Annotated in this window: 19 protein-coding genes; 10 read left to right on the top strand and 9 right to left on the bottom strand. The window is 67.0% G+C overall.

Annotation, left to right across the window (positions count from 1 at the left end):
* Window positions 1-111: 111 nt before the first annotated feature.
* A complete protein-coding gene (locus J5474_RS20870; protein ID WP_209363729.1) occupies window positions 112-939 on the top strand; it encodes a sulfite exporter TauE/SafE family protein in 828 nt (275 codons plus the stop codon).
* A 57-nt stretch (window positions 940-996) separates the two neighbouring features.
* Here the strand turns inward: J5474_RS20870 and J5474_RS23195 are convergent, their stop codons facing one another.
* Together J5474_RS23195 and J5474_RS20860 are read right to left on the bottom strand one after the other, a co-directional pair.
* Window positions 997-1905 carry an NAD(P)-dependent oxidoreductase gene (locus J5474_RS23195; RefSeq protein WP_342454076.1) on the bottom strand — a complete coding sequence of 303 codons (909 nt, stop codon included), beginning with the start codon at window positions 1903-1905 and terminating at the stop codon, window positions 997-999.
* 129 nt (window positions 1906-2034) lie between these two features.
* Window positions 2035-2733 (bottom strand): fumarylacetoacetate hydrolase family protein, encoded by a 699-nt coding sequence (locus J5474_RS20860; RefSeq protein ID WP_209363727.1) that lies wholly within the window; start codon window positions 2731-2733, stop codon window positions 2035-2037.
* Between the two features lie 225 nt (window positions 2734-2958).
* Between J5474_RS20860 and J5474_RS20855 the strand changes: the two genes are divergently transcribed.
* The 5 genes from J5474_RS20855 (at window position 2959) to J5474_RS20835 (ending at window position 8085) form a co-directional block, all read left to right on the top strand.
* Window positions 2959-3978, top strand: coding sequence for an ABC transporter substrate-binding protein (locus tag J5474_RS20855; RefSeq protein ID WP_209363726.1), 1020 nt, complete (start codon window positions 2959-2961; stop codon window positions 3976-3978).
* Between the two features lie 14 nt (window positions 3979-3992).
* Window positions 3993-4787 carry an ABC transporter ATP-binding protein gene (locus J5474_RS20850; RefSeq protein ID WP_209363725.1) on the top strand — a complete coding sequence of 265 codons (795 nt, stop codon included), beginning with the start codon at window positions 3993-3995 and terminating at the stop codon, window positions 4785-4787.
* The gene (locus J5474_RS20845; protein ID WP_209363724.1) at window positions 4784-5656 is read left to right on the top strand and encodes an ABC transporter permease; all 873 of its coding nucleotides are present in this window, start codon (window positions 4784-4786) and stop codon (window positions 5654-5656) included. Before J5474_RS20850 ends, J5474_RS20845 begins: the two co-directional genes overlap by 4 nt.
* Complete coding sequence (locus tag J5474_RS20840; protein ID WP_209363723.1) at window positions 5657-6367, top strand: GntR family transcriptional regulator; 711 nt, start codon at window positions 5657-5659, stop codon at window positions 6365-6367.
* Window positions 6368-6597: 230 nt separating this feature from the next.
* Window positions 6598-8085 (top strand): citrate lyase subunit alpha, encoded by a 1488-nt coding sequence (locus J5474_RS20835; protein ID WP_209363721.1) that lies wholly within the window; start codon window positions 6598-6600, stop codon window positions 8083-8085.
* A 14-nt stretch (window positions 8086-8099) separates the two neighbouring features.
* Here J5474_RS20835 and J5474_RS20830 read toward each other — a convergent pair whose 3' ends face one another.
* The 7 genes from J5474_RS20830 to J5474_RS20800 all read right to left on the bottom strand — a co-directional run bounded on the left by J5474_RS20830 (window position 8100) and on the right by J5474_RS20800 (window position 15556).
* Window positions 8100-9137 (bottom strand): aldo/keto reductase, encoded by a 1038-nt coding sequence (locus J5474_RS20830; protein ID WP_209363719.1) that lies wholly within the window; start codon window positions 9135-9137, stop codon window positions 8100-8102.
* A gap of 15 nt (window positions 9138-9152) precedes the next feature.
* Window positions 9153-9779, bottom strand: a complete 627-nt coding sequence (locus J5474_RS20825) for a dihydroxyacetone kinase subunit L (protein WP_209363717.1) — start codon at window positions 9777-9779, stop codon at window positions 9153-9155.
* Window positions 9780-9783: 4 nt separating this feature from the next.
* Window positions 9784-10785, bottom strand: coding sequence for a dihydroxyacetone kinase subunit DhaK (locus tag J5474_RS20820; protein ID WP_209363715.1), 1002 nt, complete (start codon window positions 10783-10785; stop codon window positions 9784-9786).
* A complete protein-coding gene (locus J5474_RS20815) occupies window positions 10782-11858 on the bottom strand; it encodes an ABC transporter permease (RefSeq protein ID WP_209363713.1) in 1077 nt (358 codons plus the stop codon). Before J5474_RS20815 ends, J5474_RS20820 begins: the two co-directional genes overlap by 4 nt.
* Entirely contained in the window at window positions 11855-13402 is a 1548-nt protein-coding gene (locus J5474_RS20810) for a sugar ABC transporter ATP-binding protein (protein ID WP_209363711.1), read from the bottom strand. Before J5474_RS20810 ends, J5474_RS20815 begins: the two co-directional genes overlap by 4 nt.
* Window positions 13403-13511: 109 nt before the next feature.
* On the bottom strand, window positions 13512-14501 hold the full coding sequence (locus J5474_RS20805; RefSeq protein ID WP_209363709.1) for a substrate-binding domain-containing protein: 990 nt from the start codon (window positions 14499-14501) through the stop codon (window positions 13512-13514).
* A 29-nt stretch (window positions 14502-14530) separates the two neighbouring features.
* A complete protein-coding gene (locus tag J5474_RS20800) occupies window positions 14531-15556 on the bottom strand; it encodes an ABC transporter permease (protein ID WP_209363707.1) in 1026 nt (341 codons plus the stop codon).
* 177 nt (window positions 15557-15733) lie between these two features.
* On the opposite strand from J5474_RS20800, the gene J5474_RS20795 reads away from it, so the two are divergent.
* The 4 genes from J5474_RS20795 (at window position 15734) to otnC (ending at window position 19735) form a co-directional block, all read left to right on the top strand.
* Window positions 15734-16813 (top strand): LacI family DNA-binding transcriptional regulator, encoded by a 1080-nt coding sequence (locus J5474_RS20795; RefSeq protein WP_209363705.1) that lies wholly within the window; start codon window positions 15734-15736, stop codon window positions 16811-16813.
* 124 nt (window positions 16814-16937) lie between these two features.
* Window positions 16938-17825 (top strand): L-threonate dehydrogenase, encoded by an 888-nt coding sequence (gene ltnD / locus J5474_RS20790; RefSeq protein WP_209363703.1) that lies wholly within the window; start codon window positions 16938-16940, stop codon window positions 17823-17825.
* A gap of 3 nt (window positions 17826-17828) precedes the next feature.
* The gene (gene otnK, locus J5474_RS20785) at window positions 17829-19091 is read left to right on the top strand and encodes a 3-oxo-tetronate kinase (protein WP_209363701.1); all 1263 of its coding nucleotides are present in this window, start codon (window positions 17829-17831) and stop codon (window positions 19089-19091) included.
* Window positions 19088-19735: a 3-oxo-tetronate 4-phosphate decarboxylase gene (gene otnC, locus J5474_RS20780; protein ID WP_209363698.1), complete on the top strand. Its 648-nt coding sequence runs from the start codon at window positions 19088-19090 to the stop codon at window positions 19733-19735. The genes otnK and otnC overlap by 4 nt, the downstream gene beginning before the upstream one ends.
* Window positions 19736-19737 lie beyond the last annotated feature (2 nt).

Below are 19737 nucleotides of genomic sequence, written 5' to 3'. Positions count from 1 at the left end.
CCTGACAGGCTTGCAGGCGAGCCTGTCAGACTGGGCTGGCAGACTGGGCCGGCAGACTGGGCTGACAGACTGGGCCGGCAGCGGGCCCGAAAAACAAGAAGGCAGACCAGAATGGATTTCCTTTCCGCCGAATTCCTCGTGATCGCCGTGACGCTTCTGGGCGCCGGCGCTCTGACCGGGATGCTCGCGGGCATGTTCGGCGTGGGCGGCGGTGCGCTCATCGTGCCGGTGCTCTTCGAAGTCTTCGGCGTGCTCGATGTCGCGGACGACACGCGAATGCCGCTGGCCGTCGGGACCTCCCTGGCCATCATAATTCCGACGTCGATCCGGTCATGGTTCGGGCACCGGGCGCGGGGCGCCGTCGACACCGCGCTGCTAAGGGCCTGGGCCATTCCCATCGTGGCGGGAGTCGCCATCGGCGCCGTGATCGCGCGTTTCGCCCCGTCGGAGGTCTTCCAGATCGTGTTCGTGCTCGTGGCGGGTGTGAACGCGATAAAGCTGATTTCGGGCGTAAAGAAGTGGGACATCGCCGAGGGACTGCCGCAAGGGGCGGGCCTGCGGGCCTATGGCGGCCTGATCGGCTTCCTGTCATCCCTCATGGGGATCGGAGGCGGCCAGATTGCCAACATCATCATGACCCTGCATGGCCGGCCGATCCATCAGGCCGTGGCGACTTCGGCGGGGATCGGGCTGCTGATCTCGGTGCCCGGCGCGATTGGCTACATCCTTGCGGGTTGGGGAATGCCCGGCCTGCCCGCCGACGCCGTCGGGTTCGTGTCGCTGTCGGGCTTCGTCCTGTTCGTGCCGACGACGATCCTGACCGCCAGTCTCGGTGTCCGGATCGCGCACGGGCTTTCGGCGCGCAGGCTTGAACTCGCGTTCGGGTCCTTCCTCGCGGTCGTCTGCCTCCGGTTCATCTACGCGCTGGCGGTCGCATGAGGGCCGCTCGGGCGGGGTCGCCCCCGGCCTGCCTGCGCGGCGGCGTTTCGGGGCGCGTCAGGATGCCGCCCCGGACAGGATGAAGCGGGTCAGGCTGGCGCCGTCCATGCCGCCGAGGCCGGACCTGATCGCCGCGTCGTAGCGGGCGCGGGCGGCCTCTGACAGGGGCAGGGCGGTGCCGTCCCGACCCGCCCATTCCAGCGCCAGGCCCAGATCCTTGCGCAGCCCGTTCAGGTCGAAGGTGCCGGGCTGATCGGCGCCCGCGAGCGTGTCCTTCACCACCTGCAGACGGTTCTTCAGCACGGCGGGGCCGGCGGAACTGTCGGACATCACGTCGGCCGCAACGCCGGGGTCCACGCCGCTGTCCGCGAGCAGGGTCAGGGCCTCGCCCATGGCGGCCCAATACAGCGCCAGCGGCAGGTTCACGGCCAGCTTCATCGCGGAACCGGCCCCCACCGGGCCAAGATGATCCAACCGCTTGCACAGCGCCTCAAGCACGGGCTTGCCCCGCTGCCATGCCGCCTCCGATCCGCCCGCCATGCCGACCAGCGCGCCCTTCAGCGCCGGGCCGACGGTGCCGCCCACCGGACATTCAAGGTAAAGGGCGCCCGCCGCCTCCACCCGCATGGCGATGTCGCGCTGCTGGTCGGGCAGGAGCGTGCTCATCTCGATCCACAGCTTGTCCTTTGGCGTGTCGGACAGGGCCCCAGCGTCGAGCACCGCGGCCAGCGCGGCGTGATCGGTCAGAGAGGAGAGGATGATATCCGCACCTGCCACCAGCGCGGCGGGAGTCCCGGCCAAGGTGGCGCCGGCCTCCTGCGCCCGTGCGGTGCCTTCAGAGCTGCGGTTCCAGACGGAGACCGCGAAGCCCTGCGCGCGCAGCCGTGTCGCGATGGCGGTACCCATGCGGCCGGTGCCTATGATGCCTATCGTGTCGGTGCTCATGCGCCGTCCTTTTTCTGAAATGACGTGGTGTGGTGTGAGGGGCTTGCGTGACTGGGGCTTGCGTGACCGGGGGCGCTGACCCGAAAGGGCCTGGCCCGGGTTTGCGCCCCGGGCCGGGTGGAAGGGGGTTAGGTTCGGCGGGTGGATGTGTCAGGTTGGCTTGCCGCCGATGGTGACCGATAGCGGCTGGAGCCCCTCGCAAGTGACCTCGATCCGGTCGCCGGTGGTGACGGCGCCGACCCCGGCAGGCGTTCCGGTCATGATCAGGTCGCCCGCCTTCAGGGCGTGCTGTTCTGAAATCTTGGCGATTATCTCGCGCGTGTTCCAGATCATCAGCGCCACATTGGCGTCCTGCTTCGTCTCGCCGTTGATCGCGGTCCGCAGGACGTGGTCGTCGATATGGCCCACATCCTCCACCCGGCTGATCGGCCCCAGCGGGCAGGAGTGGTCGAAGGACTTTGTCACCTCCCACGGCAAACCCTTTTCGAGGGCGTTCGCCTGATGGTCGCGGCGCGTCATGTCGAGTCCGCAGCAGTAGCCGAAGATGTGATCGCAGGCCTCCGCTTCGGGGATGTTGTACCCGCCTGATTTCAGCGCGACGACCAGCTCTCCCTCGTAGTGGAAGTTGTCGGTGAAGACCGGGTAGGGGATCTCTCCGCCGCCATCGACCACGGCATCGGCGGGCTTCATGAAGATCACCGGCGGGTCGCGTTCGTCGGCGTTCATCTCGTGGATGTGGGCGACGTAGTTCTTGCCGATGCAATAGATCCTGCGGACCGGGAACACCTGGTCGGAGCCGTAGATCGTGACGCCGGGCCGTTCGGGCGCCGGGATTGCGTAGTCGGTCATCAGTTTCTCCCCCTGCTGATAGCGTGCCGGGGCAGAATAATATATTTTATATTTTATCGCTAATCGAGAATTATATCTATATAAAACATGCTGTTAAGTGCAAAAATGCCTCGTTTCTGCGGGTGCGAAAATATATAAACCTGCGAAATTTCCACCGAATCGCATATGGTTTTCTTACTGGTTCGGCGCGGGACAGCGCCAAGCCACCAAGGGAGGAGATAAAAAATGAATTTTACCAAAGGGTTGGTGAAGGGGGTCGCGGTTGCGGCGGTCTCGGTCTTCGGGTTTGCCGGAGCGGTGGCCGCGCAGACCGATATCACCGTAGCGGTGCCGAACCCATCGGCGATCACCTGGGCGCCAATGTGGGCCGCCGTCGGGGAGGGCTATTTTGAAGCGGAGGGCCTGAACGTGGACGTGCAGGCGGTCGACGGGTCGTCGCAGGTGCTGCAGGCGATGTCCGCGGGGCAGGCGCAGATCGGCGCCCCCGGACCAGGTCCGGTGCTGGGCGCGCGGGCGCGCGGGCTGGACGTGGTGTTCATCTACAACCTCTATCCCAAGAGTGTCTTTGGTCTGCTGGTAAAGGCCGACAGCGGTCTTGCGGCACCCACCGACCTCAAGGGCAAGGTGATCGGGGTGGGCACGGCTGACGGGGCGGAGGTCTCCTTTGCCCGCGCGATCCTGAATGACGCCGGGATGCAGGAGGGTGAGGACTTTACCTTTCTGCCGGTGGGGGATGGCGGAACCGCGGCGGTGGCGTTCCTGCGCGGCGATGTCGACGCTTATGCCGGAGCGGTCAGCGACGCGGCGATCCTCGCCAATCGCGGGCTGGAACTGACGGAGATCACGCCAGACGAATACCTCGCCTATTTCGGCAATGGCTACGCCGTGCTTGCCGATTACATGGCGGAGAACCCTGAGGTGGTCGAAGGCTTCGGGCGCGCGCTGGTGAAGGGGATGCGCTTTATCTCCGATCCCGCCAACGAGGATGCGGCGCTCGATCACATGGCCGCGGGCAACCCGTCGGAAGGTGAGGACCGTGGCTTTGCCGCCTCGCTTCTGGCTGCCGCGACGGAGCGGATGACCCCCACGGACGCCTATATCGAGCACGGTTTCGGCTACCAGCCGCCGGAGCACTGGCAGACCTGGCAGGACAGCCTGATCAGCTCGGGCGATCTTGAAAAGCCGTTCGACGACCTGACCGCCGGCTATTCCAACGACATGATCGAAGGTTGGAACGCCGAGTGACACAGGTGGCGCAGATGACCGCCAGAACGCGTGAACCGGCCGAAGCTCGGCCGGTTTACCGCATCGAGCGGCTGACGAAGACCTACGGCGGGTTCACCGCCTTGCACAAAGTGAACCTGACCCTGAGGAAGGGCGAGTTCGGGGCGGTCATCGGGTCTTCGGGCTGCGGGAAATCCACGCTGCTGAAGATCATGGCCGGGCTGCTGCCGCCCAGTTCGGGCCGCGTGGTGCTGGAGGACAAGCCGGTGCTGGGGCCGCGCCGGGACATCGGCATGATGTTCCAGCAGGCGACGCTGCTGCCGTGGAAGACGACGCTGGGCAACGTTCTGCTGCCCATCGAGATGCGCGACGGCAAGGCGGCGGCGCGGGCCGCCGAGGGCCGGGCGGAGGAACTGCTGGAGCTCGTCGGCATCGGCCGGGCAAAGCACGTTTTCCCCGGCGAACTGTCGGGCGGCATGGCGCAGCGGGCGGCGATCTGCCGGATGCTGATTTCCGATCCGGCTGTGCTGTTGCTGGACGAGCCGTTCTCTGCCCTCGACGAGTTGACCCGCGATTTCATGAACATGGAGTTGCAGCGGATCTGCCTCGAACGCGAGGCCACGTCCTTTCTCGTGACCCACTCCATCCCGGAGGCCGTGATCCTGGCGGACCGGATCTTCATCATGGAGGCGAACCCCGGCCGCGTGGCCGAGATCATCGAGATCGACCTGCCGCGCCCCCGCAATCTGGACATGATCAACACCGCCAAATTCGGCGAGATCGTCCACCACATCCGCGAAAAGCTGGGCAAGGAGGCCTTTGGCGCATGATCGAACAGAGTGTGACCGCGGCGCGGGCGCAGATGCCGGAGTACGAGGGCGACACGGTCTGGTCCGAGCACGAACCGCTGATCGACCGGATTCCGCGCTGGGTGGCGATGACCGGGCTTTTTATCGCCATCGTGGGCATCTGGTACGCCGTCACCGCGCTGGAAATCGTGTCCAACATCATCCTGCCGACCCCGATGGAGACATGGAGCGACATCGTCTTTGTCGGCGGCAACATGGTGTCGGGTGGTTACATGCTTGAAGCGCTGGTCACTACGACCAAGACGGTCCTGCTGGCCTTCGGGCTGGCCATGGCGATCGGCTTTTCGCTGGGCGTGCTGGTCGGAGAGACGAAATTCGGCGAACGGGCGGTGATGCCCTATCTCGTCGCCATCGATACCATGCCCAAGGTGGCCTTTGCGCCGTTGTTCATCGCGTGGCTGGGGTTCGGCATCGCCTCGAAGGTGGCGCTGGCGACCTTCATCGCGACTTTTCCCATCGTGGTCTCCACCGCCGCCGGGCTATACGCCGCATCGGAGAACGAGCGGATGCTGTTCAAGTCCATCGGCGCCAGCCGGATGCAGACGCTGGTCCGGCTGAAGCTGCCCACCGGGTTGCCCTACTTCTTTACCGGGTTGAAGATCGCCGCGGTGGGGGTCATGGCTGGCGCGATCACCGGCGAATTCCTCGGGGGCGGGCAGGGCGTGGGCGCCCTGATCCGGGTGTCGGCCTCGCAACTGGACACGCCACGGGTGTTTTCGCTCATCATCTACCTCAGTTTCCTGGGTTTGGCCCTGTTCCTCGCGGTTGTCTGGGTGCAGAAGACATTCGTTTTCTGGAACAAGTCGGACAAACCCGGGGGCGCGGCATAGATGGTACGACAGAAATCCGTCACGGCAGCGGAGCCGATCCTTTCGGACCGGGCACATGACGCGATCAAGGCGGATATTCTCGCCGGCCTGCTGGAGCCCGGCGAGAAACTGCAGCTCGAGGCCATATCCGACCGCTACGGCATCGGTACCGCGCCAATGCGCGAGGCGCTCAACCGGCTTTCGGCAGAGGGCTGGGTCGAGCGGCGCAGCCAGCGCGGGTTCTTTGTCTCGGGCCTGTCCTTCACGGAATTGCAGGAACTGGTGAAAACCCGTGTCTGGCTCGAAACGCTGGCCTTGCGGGAATCCATCGCGCATGGCGGTCAGGAGTGGGAGGACGCGGCGATCCTGTCCTGTCACCGGCTGGCGCGCACCAGCCGCTTTGTCGATCCCGACGACGACGCCGACAGCTTTACGCTCAACCCCGACTGGGAGGTGCGCCACCACGAGTTTCACCGCGCACTGCTGTCGGCCTGCGGGTCGGGCCTGATGGAGCAGTTCTGCCAGCAACTGATGGAGCGGGCGATCCGCTACCGGAACCTGTCGGTGAAGTTCAGCCTCGCCCGGCGCGGCGACGCGCTGGTCGAGCACGAGGAGATCCTGACCGCCTGTCTGGATCGCGACGCGGACCTCGCCTGCCGTCTGCTGGGCGATCACTACCGGCTGACGCTCGACGGTCTGCGCGAGCGGCTCTTCGCGGAAGCGACCCCCTGAGGTCGTCGTCGGTGCGGCGTCGGTCGCATAATGCGATTTATGGTAAATCTACTGTGCTGTGCGTGGCGGACGAGCGCTGAGGACGCAAATGCGCTTTGGTTCAGCTCGCTGACGCCTTCGCCTGCAGGCCCGGAGGCTTTTGCATTGGCCGGGGCCATTGCCCTTCTTCCCCTGATGACCGACAAACCGCTGGAGGGCGGTGCAGGAACGGGGCGGGAGGAGCGGCGGCAATGAGGGATCTTCCGAAGGAGGTCGCAGGCTACGGTCGGTTGCGTCCGCATGCGCTCACGGCGAAGGCCGGGGACCGCACGACAAAGATCCTGCCCGACATCGATTCCGCCATCAAGGCCTGCGGGCTGCGCGATGGCGACACGGTGTCCTTTCACCATCACCTGCGCGACGGCGACGGAGTGCTGAACCTCGTTCTGGACCGGCTCGCGGCGCGCGGGCTGAAAGGGCTGCACGTGGCGGCGACCTCGATCTTTCCGGTACACGCGCCGTTGGTCGACCATATCCGCAACGGCACGGTGGCACGCCTGTCGGCCAGTTTCATCGCCGGGCCGGTGGGCGCGGCGGTCAGCCGGGGACTGCTGCAACACCCGGTGGTACTGCGCACCCACGGCGGGCGGGCGCGGGCGCTGGACATGGGCGAACTGGTGGTGGACGCGGCCTTTGTCGCGGCACCCGCTGCCGATGAGATGGGCAACCTTTCGGGCCGGGTGGGACGGAACGCCTGCGGCACGCTGGGCTACCCGCTGACCGATGTGGCGATCGCCCGCAGCGTCGTCGCCGTCACCGATACGCTGGTGCCCTACCCCGCCCCCGCCATCGACATCGCCCAGGACAAGGTCGATTTCGTCGTCGCGGTGGACAGCATCGGCGACGCGGGCGGCATCGCCTCCGGCACCACGCGGCCCGCCACTGACCCGGTGAGCCGTGGCATCGGCCATGACGCCGCCGGGGTGATCGCGGCAAGCGGCCTGCTGGCGGAGGGGTTCTCCTTTCAGACCGGGGCGGGCGGCGTATCGCTGGCCACGGCCGATGCCGTGGGGCGGATGATGGCGGAGCGCGGCGTCATCGGCAGTTTCTGTGCCGGGGGGATCACCGGGTTTCATGTGGCAATGCTGAACGCGGGGCTGTTTCGCGGGCTGTTGGACGTGCAGTGCTTTGATCTGGAGGCGGTGGCGTCATATCGCGACGACCCGCGCCACCAGATGATGAGCGCGGCGACCTATGCCGGGCCACATGTCGGCGGTGCGGTGGTGGACCGGGTCGATGCGGTGGTGCTGGGCGCGGCCGAGGTCGACGCCGGTTTCAACGTCAATGTCACGACTAAAGCGGGCGGCATGGTCATCGGCGGTTCGGGCGGGCACGCGGATGCGGCTGCGGGCGCGCGGCTGGCGATCATCACCACACGACTGACCGCCGCCGGATTCGCCAAGATCGTGCCGGAGGTCGGCACCGTCACCACGCCCGGGCACACCGTCGATGTCGTGGTGACGGAGGCGGGCATCGCGGTGAACCCCTTGCGGGCGGCGCTGGCAGAGCGGTTGCGCGCGGCGGGCCTGCCGGTGGTGGATATCGCCGCGCTGTGCGAGACAGCGGCCCGGACCGCCACCCGCGTCACGCCGCCGCGTGCCACGGGGCGCGTCGTCGCGGTGTCGGAATACCGCGACGCCAGCGTGACGGACGTGGTGCGCGCGATCGAGGGGGCATGACCCCCCTCCGCCGGTCAGCCGTGCAGCGCGCGTTCCGGGCCGCCGAAACGGTCCTTGGCGAACTGTTCCTGATGCCAGTGCGGATAGATCATCGGCGGGCGGCTGACCGTGTCGATGCGGGCGAGATCCTCGGCGCTGAGCGTCAGCGACAATGCGCGAAGGTTGCGCTCGAGCTGGTCGGGGCGGCTGGCACCCACAACGAGCGAGGCGACCGCGGGGCGGGTCAGCAGCCAGGCCAGCGCGACCTGCGCCGCCTCGACCTCGTGCTCGGCGGCGACGGCGTTCAGCACGTCGACGATGGCCCACAGCCGGTCCCAGTCGCGGATAGGCGGTTCGGTCCAGCCCTTTGCCTGACGGCTGCCCACGGCAAAGCCGTCGCGCGTGTGCTTGCCCGACAGCAGGCCTGCGGCAAGCGGGCTCCAGATCGTGACGCCCAGCCCCTGATCAAGCGAGATCGGCAGGAGTTCGTATTCCGCCTCGCGCGCTTCGACGGTGTAGTGGATCTGCTGCGTGACAAAGCGTTTGAGGTTGTGCCGGTCCGCCGCTGCCAGCGCCTTTGACAGTTGCCAGCCGGTGTAATTGGAGCACCCCGCATAGCGGATCTTGCCCTGCCGGGTGAGCGTGTCGAGCGCTTCCATGGTCTCTTCGACCGGGGTCAGCCCGTCCCATTCGTGGATGTGATAGATATCGATGTGGTCGGTGCGCAGGCGTTTCAGGCTGCGTTCGCATTCGCGGATCAGGTGCCAGCGGCTGGCGCCTTCGTCGTTCGGGCCGTCACCGATGCGCATCCGTGCCTTCGACGAGATCAGCACCCGGTCACGGCGCCCGTCGAGCGCCTCGCCCAGGATCTCTTCTGCCAGCCCGGTCGAATACATGTTGGCGGTATCGAGCAGGGTGATCCCGTGGTCGAGGCAGGTATCCACCAGCGCGCGGGCGTCAGCGACGCTTTGCGCGCCGACCATGCCGAAATCGCCCTTGCCGCCAAAAGTGAAGGTGCCCATGGCGAGCGCCGAAACCTTCAGTCCGCTGCGCCCCAATTGCCTGTACTGCATGTGTTTTCCTTTCCGTCAGAGCTGCCGGGCCACGTCCCGCATGACCTCGACCAGCATGACCGCCACCGTGCCGCCCGCGTCGGGCAGGCCGCGCGATTTTTCCTGAAAGGCAGCGGCCTTGCCGTGTTGCGCAACCATGTTCCTTGTCGCTTCCAGCGCATGACCGGCGGCCACGGTCGCTGCCTCCAGCGCGTCGGCCAGCGGGTCGTCGCGGCCGTCGAGCGCGGTGGCGATCGGGTCCAGCACATCGAGCACGGTCTTGTCGCCGGGCCGCGCCTTGCCGCGCTGCGCGACGCCCTCCGCGAAGGCGCGCCAGAAGGTCGCCGCCTGCCCGGTTCCGAAGGTGTCCGCGCCATCCAGCGCCTTGAACCCGCGCAGGAATCCGGTGGCCATCAGCGTGCCCATGGTCGAGGGCGCGGCGCGCGCCAGCGCCCCCCCGGCCAGTTTCATCTGCTCCGCGATCCCGGCCTCGGGCGCGGCGGCGACGGCATCACGGGCGGCAGCGAAACCCTTTGACATGGTGATGCCGAGATCACTGTCGCCCACCTGCCCGTCCAGCGCGATCAGTGCCTCGCGTTCGGCGGCAAAGCGGTCGGCCCATGCGGTGTAAAAGGCGCGTGTGTGGTCTGCGGTCAGCGCCATGCGGTCAGCCCCCGACGTGGGTGAAGAAGGGCGTGCTGACCGGCGCGGCGATCAGCGGCTCGAGCTCGTCATCGAGGTGCAACACGGAGATCGACGCCCCGGCCATCTCCATCGAAGTGGCGAATTCGCCCAGCCAGCGGTGGCGGATGGTGACGCCGCGCTCTTCCATCAGGATCGCGACGCGGCGATAGAGGATATAGAGTTCCTCCAGCGGCGTGGCGCCAAGACCGTTGATCAGCACCGCGACCTCGTCGCCGGTTTTGTAGTCGGTTTCCGCGAAAATCCGCTCCATCATCTTGTCGACCACGGTATCTGCGGGTTGCAGCGGCTCGCGCGAGATGCCCGGTTCGCCGTGGATGCCCATGCCGATCTCCATCTCGTTCTCACCGATCTGGAAACCGGGGCGGCCGACTTCGGGCACGATGCAGGGCGACAGGGCCACGCCCATGGTGCGGGTACGGGCGCGGGCCTTGTCCGTGATGCGCGCGACCTCGGTCAGCGGCAGCATCTGCGCGGCTGCGGCGCCCGCCGCCTTGTAGAGGAAGAAGATCCCCGCCACGCCCCGACGCTTGTGCTCTTCGCCAACGACGGAGGACGCCACGTCATCGTTGCCGACCACCGTGGCGGTGGCGATGTCCTCCAGCTCGGCCAGCTCTCCCGCCATGTCGAAGTTCATGATGTCGCCGGTGTAATTGCCATAGAGGTAAAGCACCCCTGCGCCCTGGTCGACATGCTTCGTGACTTCGAGGATCTGGTCGGAACTGGGCGACTGGAAGACGCCGCCGACCGCGCAACCGTCGATCATTCCGTCGCCCACGTAGCCCAGGAAGGTCGGCAGGTGCCCCGACCCGCCGCCGGTGACGATGCCGACCTTGCCGGGCACCGGGTTGGCGGTGACGTAGCAGCGCAGGTCGCCCGCCGTGTGCGTCACCTGGGGGTGGGCGCGATAGATGCCGTCCAGCATCTCGTCGACAAAGGCTTCGGGCGTGTTGAGGAACTTCTTCATGGGCTCGGTTTCCGGTTTCGGGATTGCAGTTTGCCGCGGCGGGTCACGAAGAAGGCCGCGGCGAGAAGGATGAAGGCGCCGACCACCACGCGCTGCCAGGTGGAGGGAATACCCACCAGCACAAGCACGTTGTTGACGACAGTGATCAGCAGCACGCCGGTCACGGTGCCCAGCACGGAGCCGGTGCCGCCGGTGATCCGGGCGCCGCCCAGCACCACGGCGGCGATCACGCCGATTTCGGTGCCGACGAGGTCGAAGGGATTGGCCATGCGGTTGGCGCAGACATGCACGATGCCCGCCAGCCCCGCGAGGCCGCCGGCGAAGGCAAAGACGAACAGGTGCACCGTGCGCTGATCATAGCCCAGCCGCGCGGCGACCTCCGGGTTGCCCCCGGTGGCAAAGATCGCGCGCCCCATGAGTGTGCGGTTGAAGATCGCCCAGGTCAGCAGCGCGGCGGCGGGGAAGACGAGGAAATACCACGGCAGCGTCACGGTGGCACCGTTGGCGGTGGTGACGTCCAGCATCGACGCCTTGCCGAAGGCGACCATCTGGGGCGGCAGCTCCATCAGCCAGACGGTGCCGATGAAGGCCAGCAGGATGCCCCGGAACAGGTATTGCGTGCCGATTGTGACGATCAGCGCCGCGACGCGCAGTTCGTGCACCAGCCAGCCGTTGACGGCCCCCAGCGCCGTGCCCCCGGCCACCGCGATCAGGAGGATGGCCGCCATGGGCAGGTCCGGCGCGACCTTCAGCACGAACAGCGTGAGCGAATACATCGCAAAGGCCGCGATGGCGGTAAAGCTGACGTCGATCCCTCCCGCCGCGAGGATGGAGAACACCCCGAGCGCGAAAAGCCCCGTCACGACGGACGCGCGGCCCATGTCGATCAGCGACGTGGGCGACAGGAACGCCGGGTTGATCAGCGCCACCGCGACGCAGATCGCCACCAGCAGGCAGAGACTGACCAGTTCCGGGTGCCGGGTGAAGGTGTCGGCCAGCCCGGCGCGCGGGTGGTGCCTGCCAGCCGGGGGGGCGGCGTTGCGATTGTCGAACGTGGATTGTGTCATGGTCATTCCGCCGCCTCCGCCGGAGAGGCGAGCATCGCCCTGTAGATGTCGTCTTCGCTGGCGGTGTCGCCCGCGGTTTCCGCCACGACCCGCCCGCCGTTCATCACGAGGATCCGGTCGCAGTTCTGCAGCAGTTCGGGCAGGTCGTCGGAGACGATCACCAGCCCGATGCCGCGTTCCGCCATGTCCTGAATGGTGCGGTAGATCGTATCCTTCGATCCCACGTCGACGCCGACGGTCGGCCCGTGCAGCACCAGCACGCGCGGCGCGATGCTGAGCCAGCGACCGATCAGCACGCGCTGCTGGTTGCCACCCGACAGGGCGCCCACCGGCAGGTCCACGTCTGTCGTGTTCAGCTTCATGTCCTCGGAGATGGTCCTGGCCGCCGCGCGGGCCTTGGTCCGACTGACGGTGCCCATTGGCCCGAGGATGCGGTCGAGGATCAGCGGCACCTCGTTGTCGAGAATGGACTTCTCGATAAAGAGCCCCTCGCCCAGGCGGTCCTCCGGCACATAGCCGATACCCAGCGCGATGGACTGCGCCGGGGTGTTGATCCGCACTGGTGCGCCGTCCATCTCGATGCGGCCATCGGTGATTTCGCGGTGCCCCGCCAGCGCCAGCGCCAGTTCGTTGCGCCCCGAATCCGACAGGCCGGTGATACCGAGGATCTCGCCTTCGTGCAGGGTGGCGGTGACGCCGTGGAAGCCGTCGCCGGACCCGAGGTTGTCGAGCCGCATCAGCTCGGCCGTGCCGGGGTGTCCTTCGCGGTAGCGCCGCGCCTCGATCTCGCGGCCGGTCATCAGCTCGCTCAGTTCGGCACGGCTGTAGCCTGCGATGGGGCCCTGCGCCACGCATAGACCGTCGCGGAAGACGATGGCCTGCCCGCCGATGCGGTAGCATTCCTCCAGCTTGTGGGTGACGAACAGCACGGCGACGTTCTGCGCCCGCAGGCGGCCGACGACTTCGATCAGGGTTTCGACCTCGTGCCGGGTCAGCGAGGTGGTCGGTTCGTCCATGATGACCAGCCGGGCGTCCTGCGCGATGGCGCGGGCGATGGCAACCCGCTGGCGGATAGCGAGCGGCAGATCAGAGACGCGGGTGCCCAGCAGGGCGCGCGTCGGCTCCAGCCCGACTTCGCGCAGTGCCTTCTTCGCGGTTTCGGACAGGCGCGCGCGGTCGAGCCAGCGCAGCAGCCGCCCGTGCCCCGCGACCAACTGCTCGCCAAGCGCGACGTTTTCGGCAACGGTCAGGTTCGGCAGCAGCGAAAGGTCCTGGTAGACGGTCTCGATCCCGGCCTCCAGCGCCATGATGGGGCTGAGTTCGGAATGCCTGCGCCCGTCGAGGATGATCTCGCCCTCGCTGGGGGCGTGGGCGCCGGACATGATCTTGATCACGGTGCTCTTGCCGCAGCCGTTTTCGCCAAGCAGGTGATAGGCCTCGCCCGCGCGGAGCGTCAGGTCGACGCCGCGCAGCGCGTGCACGCCGCCAAAGCGTTTGTGGATGCCGCGCAGTTCGAGGAACGGCTGATCGGTGGGATCGCTGTGGGTCACGGGTATCGGGCCCTGTCTCGGCTGGTTGGGTGGTCGGGACGGGGGCGCACGCGGGCGCCCCCGAGGTCTTTGGATCGGGTCTTCGGACCCTGCCTTCAGTCGGACCGCCTCAGAAGAGGTAGTCCTTGTAGGTGTCCTTGTCGGCCAGAACCATGCCGTTGCCGATCAGGAGCTTGCCGACGCCGGGGCCGTCCTTCAGCGTGACACTGTTGTAACCCTCGACGCCCAGGTCCATTCCGTCGGTCAGTTCCTTGCCTTCCAGCAGCATCTTGGCGACGGCGTTCATCGCCATGCCGGCCTTCTGCGGGTCCCAGAAGCCAATCGCGGTGATCGCGCCGCTGTCAAGATAGGCGGCGGAGGGGTTCGGCAGCCCGGTCCCCACGAGGCAGACCTTGCCCGTCAGGCCGGCCTCCTCGATGGCGCGGCCGACGCCCAGCACGTCGTTGCCCGCAGAGGTCTGGAAGCCCTTGATGTCAGGGTGCTTGCGCAGGATCTCCTTGGCCTTCTCGTAGGTGCCGTTGGCGTCGTCAAAGCTTTCGTTGTTGGGGTCGACCAGTTCCATACCGGGGAATTGCTTGGCGTTTTCCTCGCCCGCACCGACCCACTGCATGTGCGTCCGGCTGCCCAGCGACCCGACAAAGGTCGTCCACTTGCCTTCGCCGCCCATGCATTCGGCCAGGCGCGCGTTCAAGGCTGCACCGTATTCGGCGTTGTCGAAGGCTTCGACGTCGACCATGGTGTTCATCTGATTGTCGGCTTCGTGCGTCACGATGATCGTCCCGCGATCCATGGCGCGCTTGAAGATGCCTTCGAGGATTGCCGGGTCCATCGGCACCACGGCCAGCGCGTCGGTGCCCTTGGCCACCAGATCCTGCACGATCTGCAACTGCTGGGCACTGTCCGCCTGCGCCGGGCCGACCTGGCTGATGGTCATGTCGGCGTTTTCCTCGGCGAACTTCTCCACCCCGGTTTCCATCCGGTCGAACCACGGGATGCCGCTGATCTTGACCACCGTGGTGATGGTGCCTTCGGCCATTGCGGCGCTCGCGGCAGAGATCATCAGCGCGGCGGCGCACCCCAGTTTAAACGTCTTCGTCATGTTCATTCCTCCCTGGAAGTCCCTCGAATTCAGCCCTTCGACGCGCGAGGGACCCGCGCCGAAGTGATCCCTGAAGCGATGCCCGCAGCCAGCCGTTCGATCAGCTGGAACCGTCCCACCGCGAGGAACGCGAGCAAGAGCGCGCCCCAGGCGAAATCCCGGACGAAGTTCGACAGGCCGATGAAGTTGAGCAGGCTTGACAGCAGTTGCAGCACGATGGCCGAGAGCACGACGCAGACGATGCGCCCGGAGCCGCCCTCGGGCCGCACCCCCGCCATGACCGCGACAAGGATCGCGATCAGCAGGTAGGAGGTGCCGTAATCCCATTTCACGTTCACATTGCGCGCGGCGATGATAACGCCTGCCAGCCCCGCCAGTGCACCCGACAGCGTATAGGTGACGGTAAAGATCCGGCGTTTCGCAAAGCCGCTGTAGTCGGCGGCGCGGGCATTGGCGCCGGTCAGCATCAGCCGCATCCCGAAAGGGGTGAAGCGCAGCACCGCGCCCAGCACCAGCGCCACGGCGAGAAATATCAGGAAACTGTAGGGCACGCCCATGATGACGCCATTGCCCAGTTCATACATCGGGTCGGGCGACCCGATAGTGACGGAACGCCCGTCGGAGAAGACCACCGCCAGCCCGGTGAACAGCATCTGCGTGCCCAGCGTGCACAGGATCGGCGTGATCCCCAGCCGCGAGATGATCAGCCCGTTCAGCAGCCCGCCCAGGATGCCGACGACCACGGCGCCCAGCGTAAAGCACAGGGTGAACAGCCACGGCGCGTCGTAGACCGGAATGAACTGCGTCATCACGAGGCCGGAGGCCACCCCCGCGAGGTTCGCCAGCGCGATGCCCGACAGGTCGATGCCGCCGTTGCCGGCGCACATGGCGAGCATGACGCCGATGGCCAGCAGGCCGATTTCCGGCACCTGGGTGGCCATGGATTGCAGGTTGAACAACGACAGGTAAGTGCCGCCGGACACCAGCCCGCCGGTGACCATGAGGACCACCACGAGCATCGACAAAATGGCCAGCCGGCCATCGAGTTTACGCATGCCCTCCTCCCAAGGTTTTAGTAAACTTGATCTTAATTTAGTAAATCGTTAACAAACAATTCAGGCGCGTTCAACAGAATTTCCGTTGCGGGCGCAAAGACGTTACCGCTTGCGTCCCGCAGCGATCACGAAGATGTTTAGTAAACACGGCCAGCGGGACAGGGCGCGGGACAACCCATGACGAAACAAGAGAAAAAGCCAGTCACCCTGCGGCAGGTTGCCGAGCACGCCGGGGTCTCGGCGGCCACGGCCTCGCTGGTGCTGAACGGCAAGGGCGAGATTTCGGAGGCCACGCGACAGCGCGTCCTGAGCGCGGTCCGGGAGATGAACTACACCCCGAGGGGCGGGCGCACGAAGCCCGATTCCGTCAACACGCTGCGCTTTCTGAAGATCGCGCGGCACGGCCACACGGTGAACCGGGACCACAGCCATTTCATCGCCGATTACATCGACGGCATGTCCTGGGAAGCGACGCGGCGCGACTATTCACTGCAAGTGGAAAGCTTCGAGGGGGTGGAAATCGACCGCGTGGCGGAAACCCTGCGCACGGGCGATCTGCGCGGGGCCGTCATCCTGGGCACGGAACTGGACGAGGATGAGGTGCGCTTTCTCGCGCGGGCGCCGCTGCCCATGGTTTTCATCGACACCTATCACCCGCTGGTGAACCTGAACTTTGTCGACATGGACAACGATCAGGCGGTCTTCGCCGTGCTCCGCCACCTGTCCGAGCGCGGCTTTCGCCGCATCGGCATGGTGGGCAGTCACACGGCGGTGACGAACTTCGCGCTTCGGCGGGAGGCCTTTTCACGCGGGATGGCCGCGCTGGGGCTGGAGGTCGACGAGGCGCATGTGCTGTCGGTCGATTCGACGCTGGAGGGCGCCTACGGCGACGGGCTGGCGCAGCTCGGGACCGGGCGCGACGTGGCAGAAGCCTATTTCTGTGCCAACGACATGATCGCCTTCGGATTCATGAAGGCGCTGCGCGAACGCGGGCTGGAGGTGCCACGGGACGTCTCTATCGTCGGATTCGACAACCTGCCCATGAGCGCCATGAGTGACCCGCCACTCAGCACCATCGAGGTGCCCAAGCGCCGCATCGGCGCCATGGCGATCCGGCTCCTGGACGACATGCTGATCGCCACTACGCCGGAACCGGCGACAAAGGCGCTGATCAGCGGCGAATTCGTCAGCCGCGACAGCGTGGGGTTCGGCCCGGCGCGGACCGGGGCGGCGCAGCCAGCCAGCAGCGAGGCATGAACGCACCTGCCCGGGGTCCGGGATCGGACCGAGGGGTATGTCATCGCCGCGCCGGACAGGCTAAGGCAGGGCGGGGACGGCGCGCGGACAGGACGCGCCGATTGGGAGAAAAGGACAGACAGACATGAGCAGGACAGCGGTTATCGGGCTCGGCTCGATGGGCTATGGCATGGCGCAAAGCTGCCTGCGCGCCGGGCATGAAACCTGGGGCGTGGACATCGACGCGGGCGCCATGGCGCGCTTTGCCGCCGAGGGCGGGCAGGAGGGCGGGCTGCCCGCTGATCTGGACGCCGTGATGGTCGTCGTACTGAACGCGGCGCAGACCGAAGCGGTCCTGTTCGGTGACAACGGCGTGGTGGCAGGGCTCGAACCCGGCGCGGTGGTGATCGCCTGCGCCACCGTGCCGCCCGCCTTTGCCCGCGAGATGGAGGCACGCTGCGCGCAAGGCGGTGTGCACTACCTCGACGCACCGATTTCGGGCGGCGCGGCCAAGGCGGCGCAAGGCGCGCTGTCGATCATGGCCTCCGGGACACCCGACGCCTTCGCCGCCGCGCGGCCCGTGCTGGACGCCTGCGCGCAGACGGTCTTTGAGCTGGGCGCGGAGGCCGGGCCGGGGTCGGCCATGAAGGCGGTGAACCAGCTTCTGGCGGGCGTGCATATCGCCACCATGGCGGAAGCGATGACCTTTGGCATGACGCAGGGCGTGGAGCCCGCGCAGTTCCTGGAGGTCATCAGCCAGTGCGCCGGGACGTCCTGGATGCTGGAAAACCGCGCGCCGCACATCGTCGACGGCGATTACAGCCCGAAAAGCCAGGTGAACATCTGGCCAAAGGATCTGGGCATCGTTCTGGACGTGGCGAAACAGGCGGGGTTTTCCGCGCCGATCACCGCCGCCGCTTTGCAACAGTACATGGTCGCCGTGGGCATGGGTCTGGGTCGCGAGGACGACGCCGCCATTGCCAAGGTCTACGCCCGCAACGCAGGTCTGACCCTGCCCGGCGCGGAGGGCTGAGCCATGACAACCTACCTTGGCTGCATCGCGGATGATTTCACCGGGGCGACCGACCTTGCCGGGCTCTTGGCGCGTTCCGGCCTGCCGGTGTCGCTGCGCATGGGCGTGCCGGACGCGCCACCCGCGGACACCGCCCCGTTCGAGGTCATCGCCCTGAAGTGCCGCACCGCTCCCGTGGCGGAGGCCGTAGTGGAAACCCGCCGCGCGCTCGACTGGCTGAAGCAGGCCGGGGCCGAGCGGTTTTTCTGGAAATACTGCTCCACCTTCGATTCCACGCCCGAGGGCAACATCGGCCCGGTGGCGGAGGCGCTGATGCAGGCGCTTGGAACCGACCAGACGATCTACTGCCCCGCCTTTCCGGAAAACGGGCGGTCGATCTTCATGGGCAACCTCTTTGTCGGGCGGCAGCCGCTGGCGGAAAGCCCGATGAAGGACCACCCCCTGACACCGATGCGCGACTCGAACCTGATGCGCCTTCTGGAACCGCAGGTCACGCGCCCCGTCGGGCTGGTCGACCGGCTGACGGTGGCGCAGGGCGCGGATGCCGTGCGCGCGGCGCTGGCGGCGCTCGGGACGGAGGGCGTGGCGCATGTGGTCGTCGATGCCGTCGCCAACGGCGACCTCGAAGTGATCGCGGAAGCCTGCCGCGACATGCCGCTGATGACTGGTGGCAGCGCTGTCGCCATGCCGCTGCCTTCGCTCTACCGCGCCGCCGGAGGCATGGGCGAGGACGCCGCGCGCTTTGATCCGCCACAGGTCGCGCGGGCGGCGGTGGTGCTTTCGGGCAGCTGTTCGGCCATGACCAACGCGCAGGTTGCGCAATACATCGCTACCGGCGCACCCGCGCTGCGTCTCGACCCGATGACACTGGCGGAGAATGGCCATGGCTCGGCGCTGGACTGGCTGGCATCGCAGGACCTCGACCGCGCGCCGCTGATCTACGCCACCGCCGACCCCGACGCGGTGCGCCGCGCGCAGGAGGCGCTTGGCCGCGCCCGCGCCGGCGAGATCGTGGAACAGGCGCTCGCAGCCTGCGCCCTGGCCGCGCGCGATGCGGGAGCCCGGCGTATCGTCGTGGCGGGGGGCGAAACTTCTGGCGCGGTGACGCAGGCTCTGGGCGTCGACAGGCTGGACATCGGGCAGGAAATCGCGCCGGGCGTGCCCTGGACCTACTGCACCAGCGCGGGCCACCGGCTGGCGCTGACGCTGAAATCCGGCAACTTCGGCGCACCATCCTTCTTCACCGACGCATTGGAGCGCGCATGACCGACACCGCCCTGCGCGAGGAGATCTGCCTGCTGGCCAAATCGCTTTTCGATCGCGGCCTGACCCACGGCAGTACCGGCAATATCTCCGCCCGGACAGAGGACGGCGGGCTTCTGGTGTCCCCCACGGGCACCAGCTTCGGGCGGCTCGACCCGGCGCGGCTGTCGCGTTTCGACGCATCGGGCCAGCTGATCGGCGGTGACAAGCCGACAAAGGAGATGCCGCTGCACACGGCGTTCTACGACACGCGCGGCACGGCGGGGGCGGTGGTCCATCTGCATTCCTGCCACGCCGTCGCGCTGTCGATGATGACCGACGTGGACGAGGACGACTTTTTGCCGCCGCTGACGCCCTACGGGCTGATGAAGCTCGGGCGGGTGAAGCTGCTGCCCTTCTTCCTGCCCGGCGATCCCGCCATGGGGCAGGCCGTGCGCGGGCTGGCGGGCAGGCGTTCGGCCGTAATGCTGGCGAACCACGGCCCCGTGGTCGCGGGCAAGGACGTGGAGGCCGCCTGCAACGCCATCGAGGAGCTGGAGGACACCGCCCGGCTGGCGATGATGACGCGCGGGATGGGTGCCCGCGCGCTGACAGAGGCGCAGGTCCGCGCCGTGGTCACGACCTTTGACGTGGAGTGGGATGCATGAAA

The sequence above is a fragment of the Sagittula salina genome, assembly GCF_017813235.1.
Lineage (GTDB): Bacteria > Pseudomonadota > Alphaproteobacteria > Rhodobacterales > Rhodobacteraceae > Sagittula > Sagittula salina.
The sequence above is the reverse complement of the archived record's forward strand: the minus strand, read 5'-3'. Positions and strand labels throughout refer to the sequence as shown.

What these genes read in the sequence shown, in the direction of transcription:
- otnC (WP_209363698.1), top strand. Translation starts at nt 19,088, where the DNA reads ATGACCGACACCGCCCTGCGCGAGGAGATCTGCCTGCTGGCCAAATCG.
- J5474_RS20850 (WP_209363725.1), top strand. Translation starts at nt 3,993, where the DNA reads ATGACCGCCAGAACGCGTGAACCGGCCGAAGCTCGGCCGGTTTACCGC.
- J5474_RS20795 (WP_209363705.1), top strand. Translation starts at nt 15,734, where the DNA reads ATGACGAAACAAGAGAAAAAGCCAGTCACCCTGCGGCAGGTTGCCGAG.
- J5474_RS20830 (WP_209363719.1), bottom strand. Translation starts at nt 9,137, where the DNA reads ATGCAGTACAGGCAATTGGGGCGCAGCGGACTGAAGGTTTCGGCGCTC.
- J5474_RS20820 (WP_209363715.1), bottom strand. Translation starts at nt 10,785, where the DNA reads ATGAAGAAGTTCCTCAACACGCCCGAAGCCTTTGTCGACGAGATGCTG.
- J5474_RS20870 (WP_209363729.1), top strand. Translation starts at nt 112, where the DNA reads ATGGATTTCCTTTCCGCCGAATTCCTCGTGATCGCCGTGACGCTTCTG.
- J5474_RS20805 (WP_209363709.1), bottom strand. Translation starts at nt 14,501, where the DNA reads ATGACGAAGACGTTTAAACTGGGGTGCGCCGCCGCGCTGATGATCTCT.
- J5474_RS20855 (WP_209363726.1), top strand. Translation starts at nt 2,959, where the DNA reads ATGAATTTTACCAAAGGGTTGGTGAAGGGGGTCGCGGTTGCGGCGGTC.
- J5474_RS20800 (WP_209363707.1), bottom strand. Translation starts at nt 15,556, where the DNA reads ATGCGTAAACTCGATGGCCGGCTGGCCATTTTGTCGATGCTCGTGGTG.
- J5474_RS20835 (WP_209363721.1), top strand. Translation starts at nt 6,598, where the DNA reads ATGAGGGATCTTCCGAAGGAGGTCGCAGGCTACGGTCGGTTGCGTCCG.
- J5474_RS20815 (WP_209363713.1), bottom strand. Translation starts at nt 11,858, where the DNA reads ATGACCATGACACAATCCACGTTCGACAATCGCAACGCCGCCCCCCCG.
- J5474_RS20845 (WP_209363724.1), top strand. Translation starts at nt 4,784, where the DNA reads ATGATCGAACAGAGTGTGACCGCGGCGCGGGCGCAGATGCCGGAGTAC.
- J5474_RS20825 (WP_209363717.1), bottom strand. Translation starts at nt 9,779, where the DNA reads ATGGCGCTGACCGCAGACCACACACGCGCCTTTTACACCGCATGGGCC.
- ltnD (WP_209363703.1), top strand. Translation starts at nt 16,938, where the DNA reads ATGAGCAGGACAGCGGTTATCGGGCTCGGCTCGATGGGCTATGGCATG.
- J5474_RS20860 (WP_209363727.1), bottom strand. Translation starts at nt 2,733, where the DNA reads ATGACCGACTACGCAATCCCGGCGCCCGAACGGCCCGGCGTCACGATC.
- otnK (WP_209363701.1), top strand. Translation starts at nt 17,829, where the DNA reads ATGACAACCTACCTTGGCTGCATCGCGGATGATTTCACCGGGGCGACC.
- J5474_RS20840 (WP_209363723.1), top strand. Translation starts at nt 5,657, where the DNA reads ATGGTACGACAGAAATCCGTCACGGCAGCGGAGCCGATCCTTTCGGAC.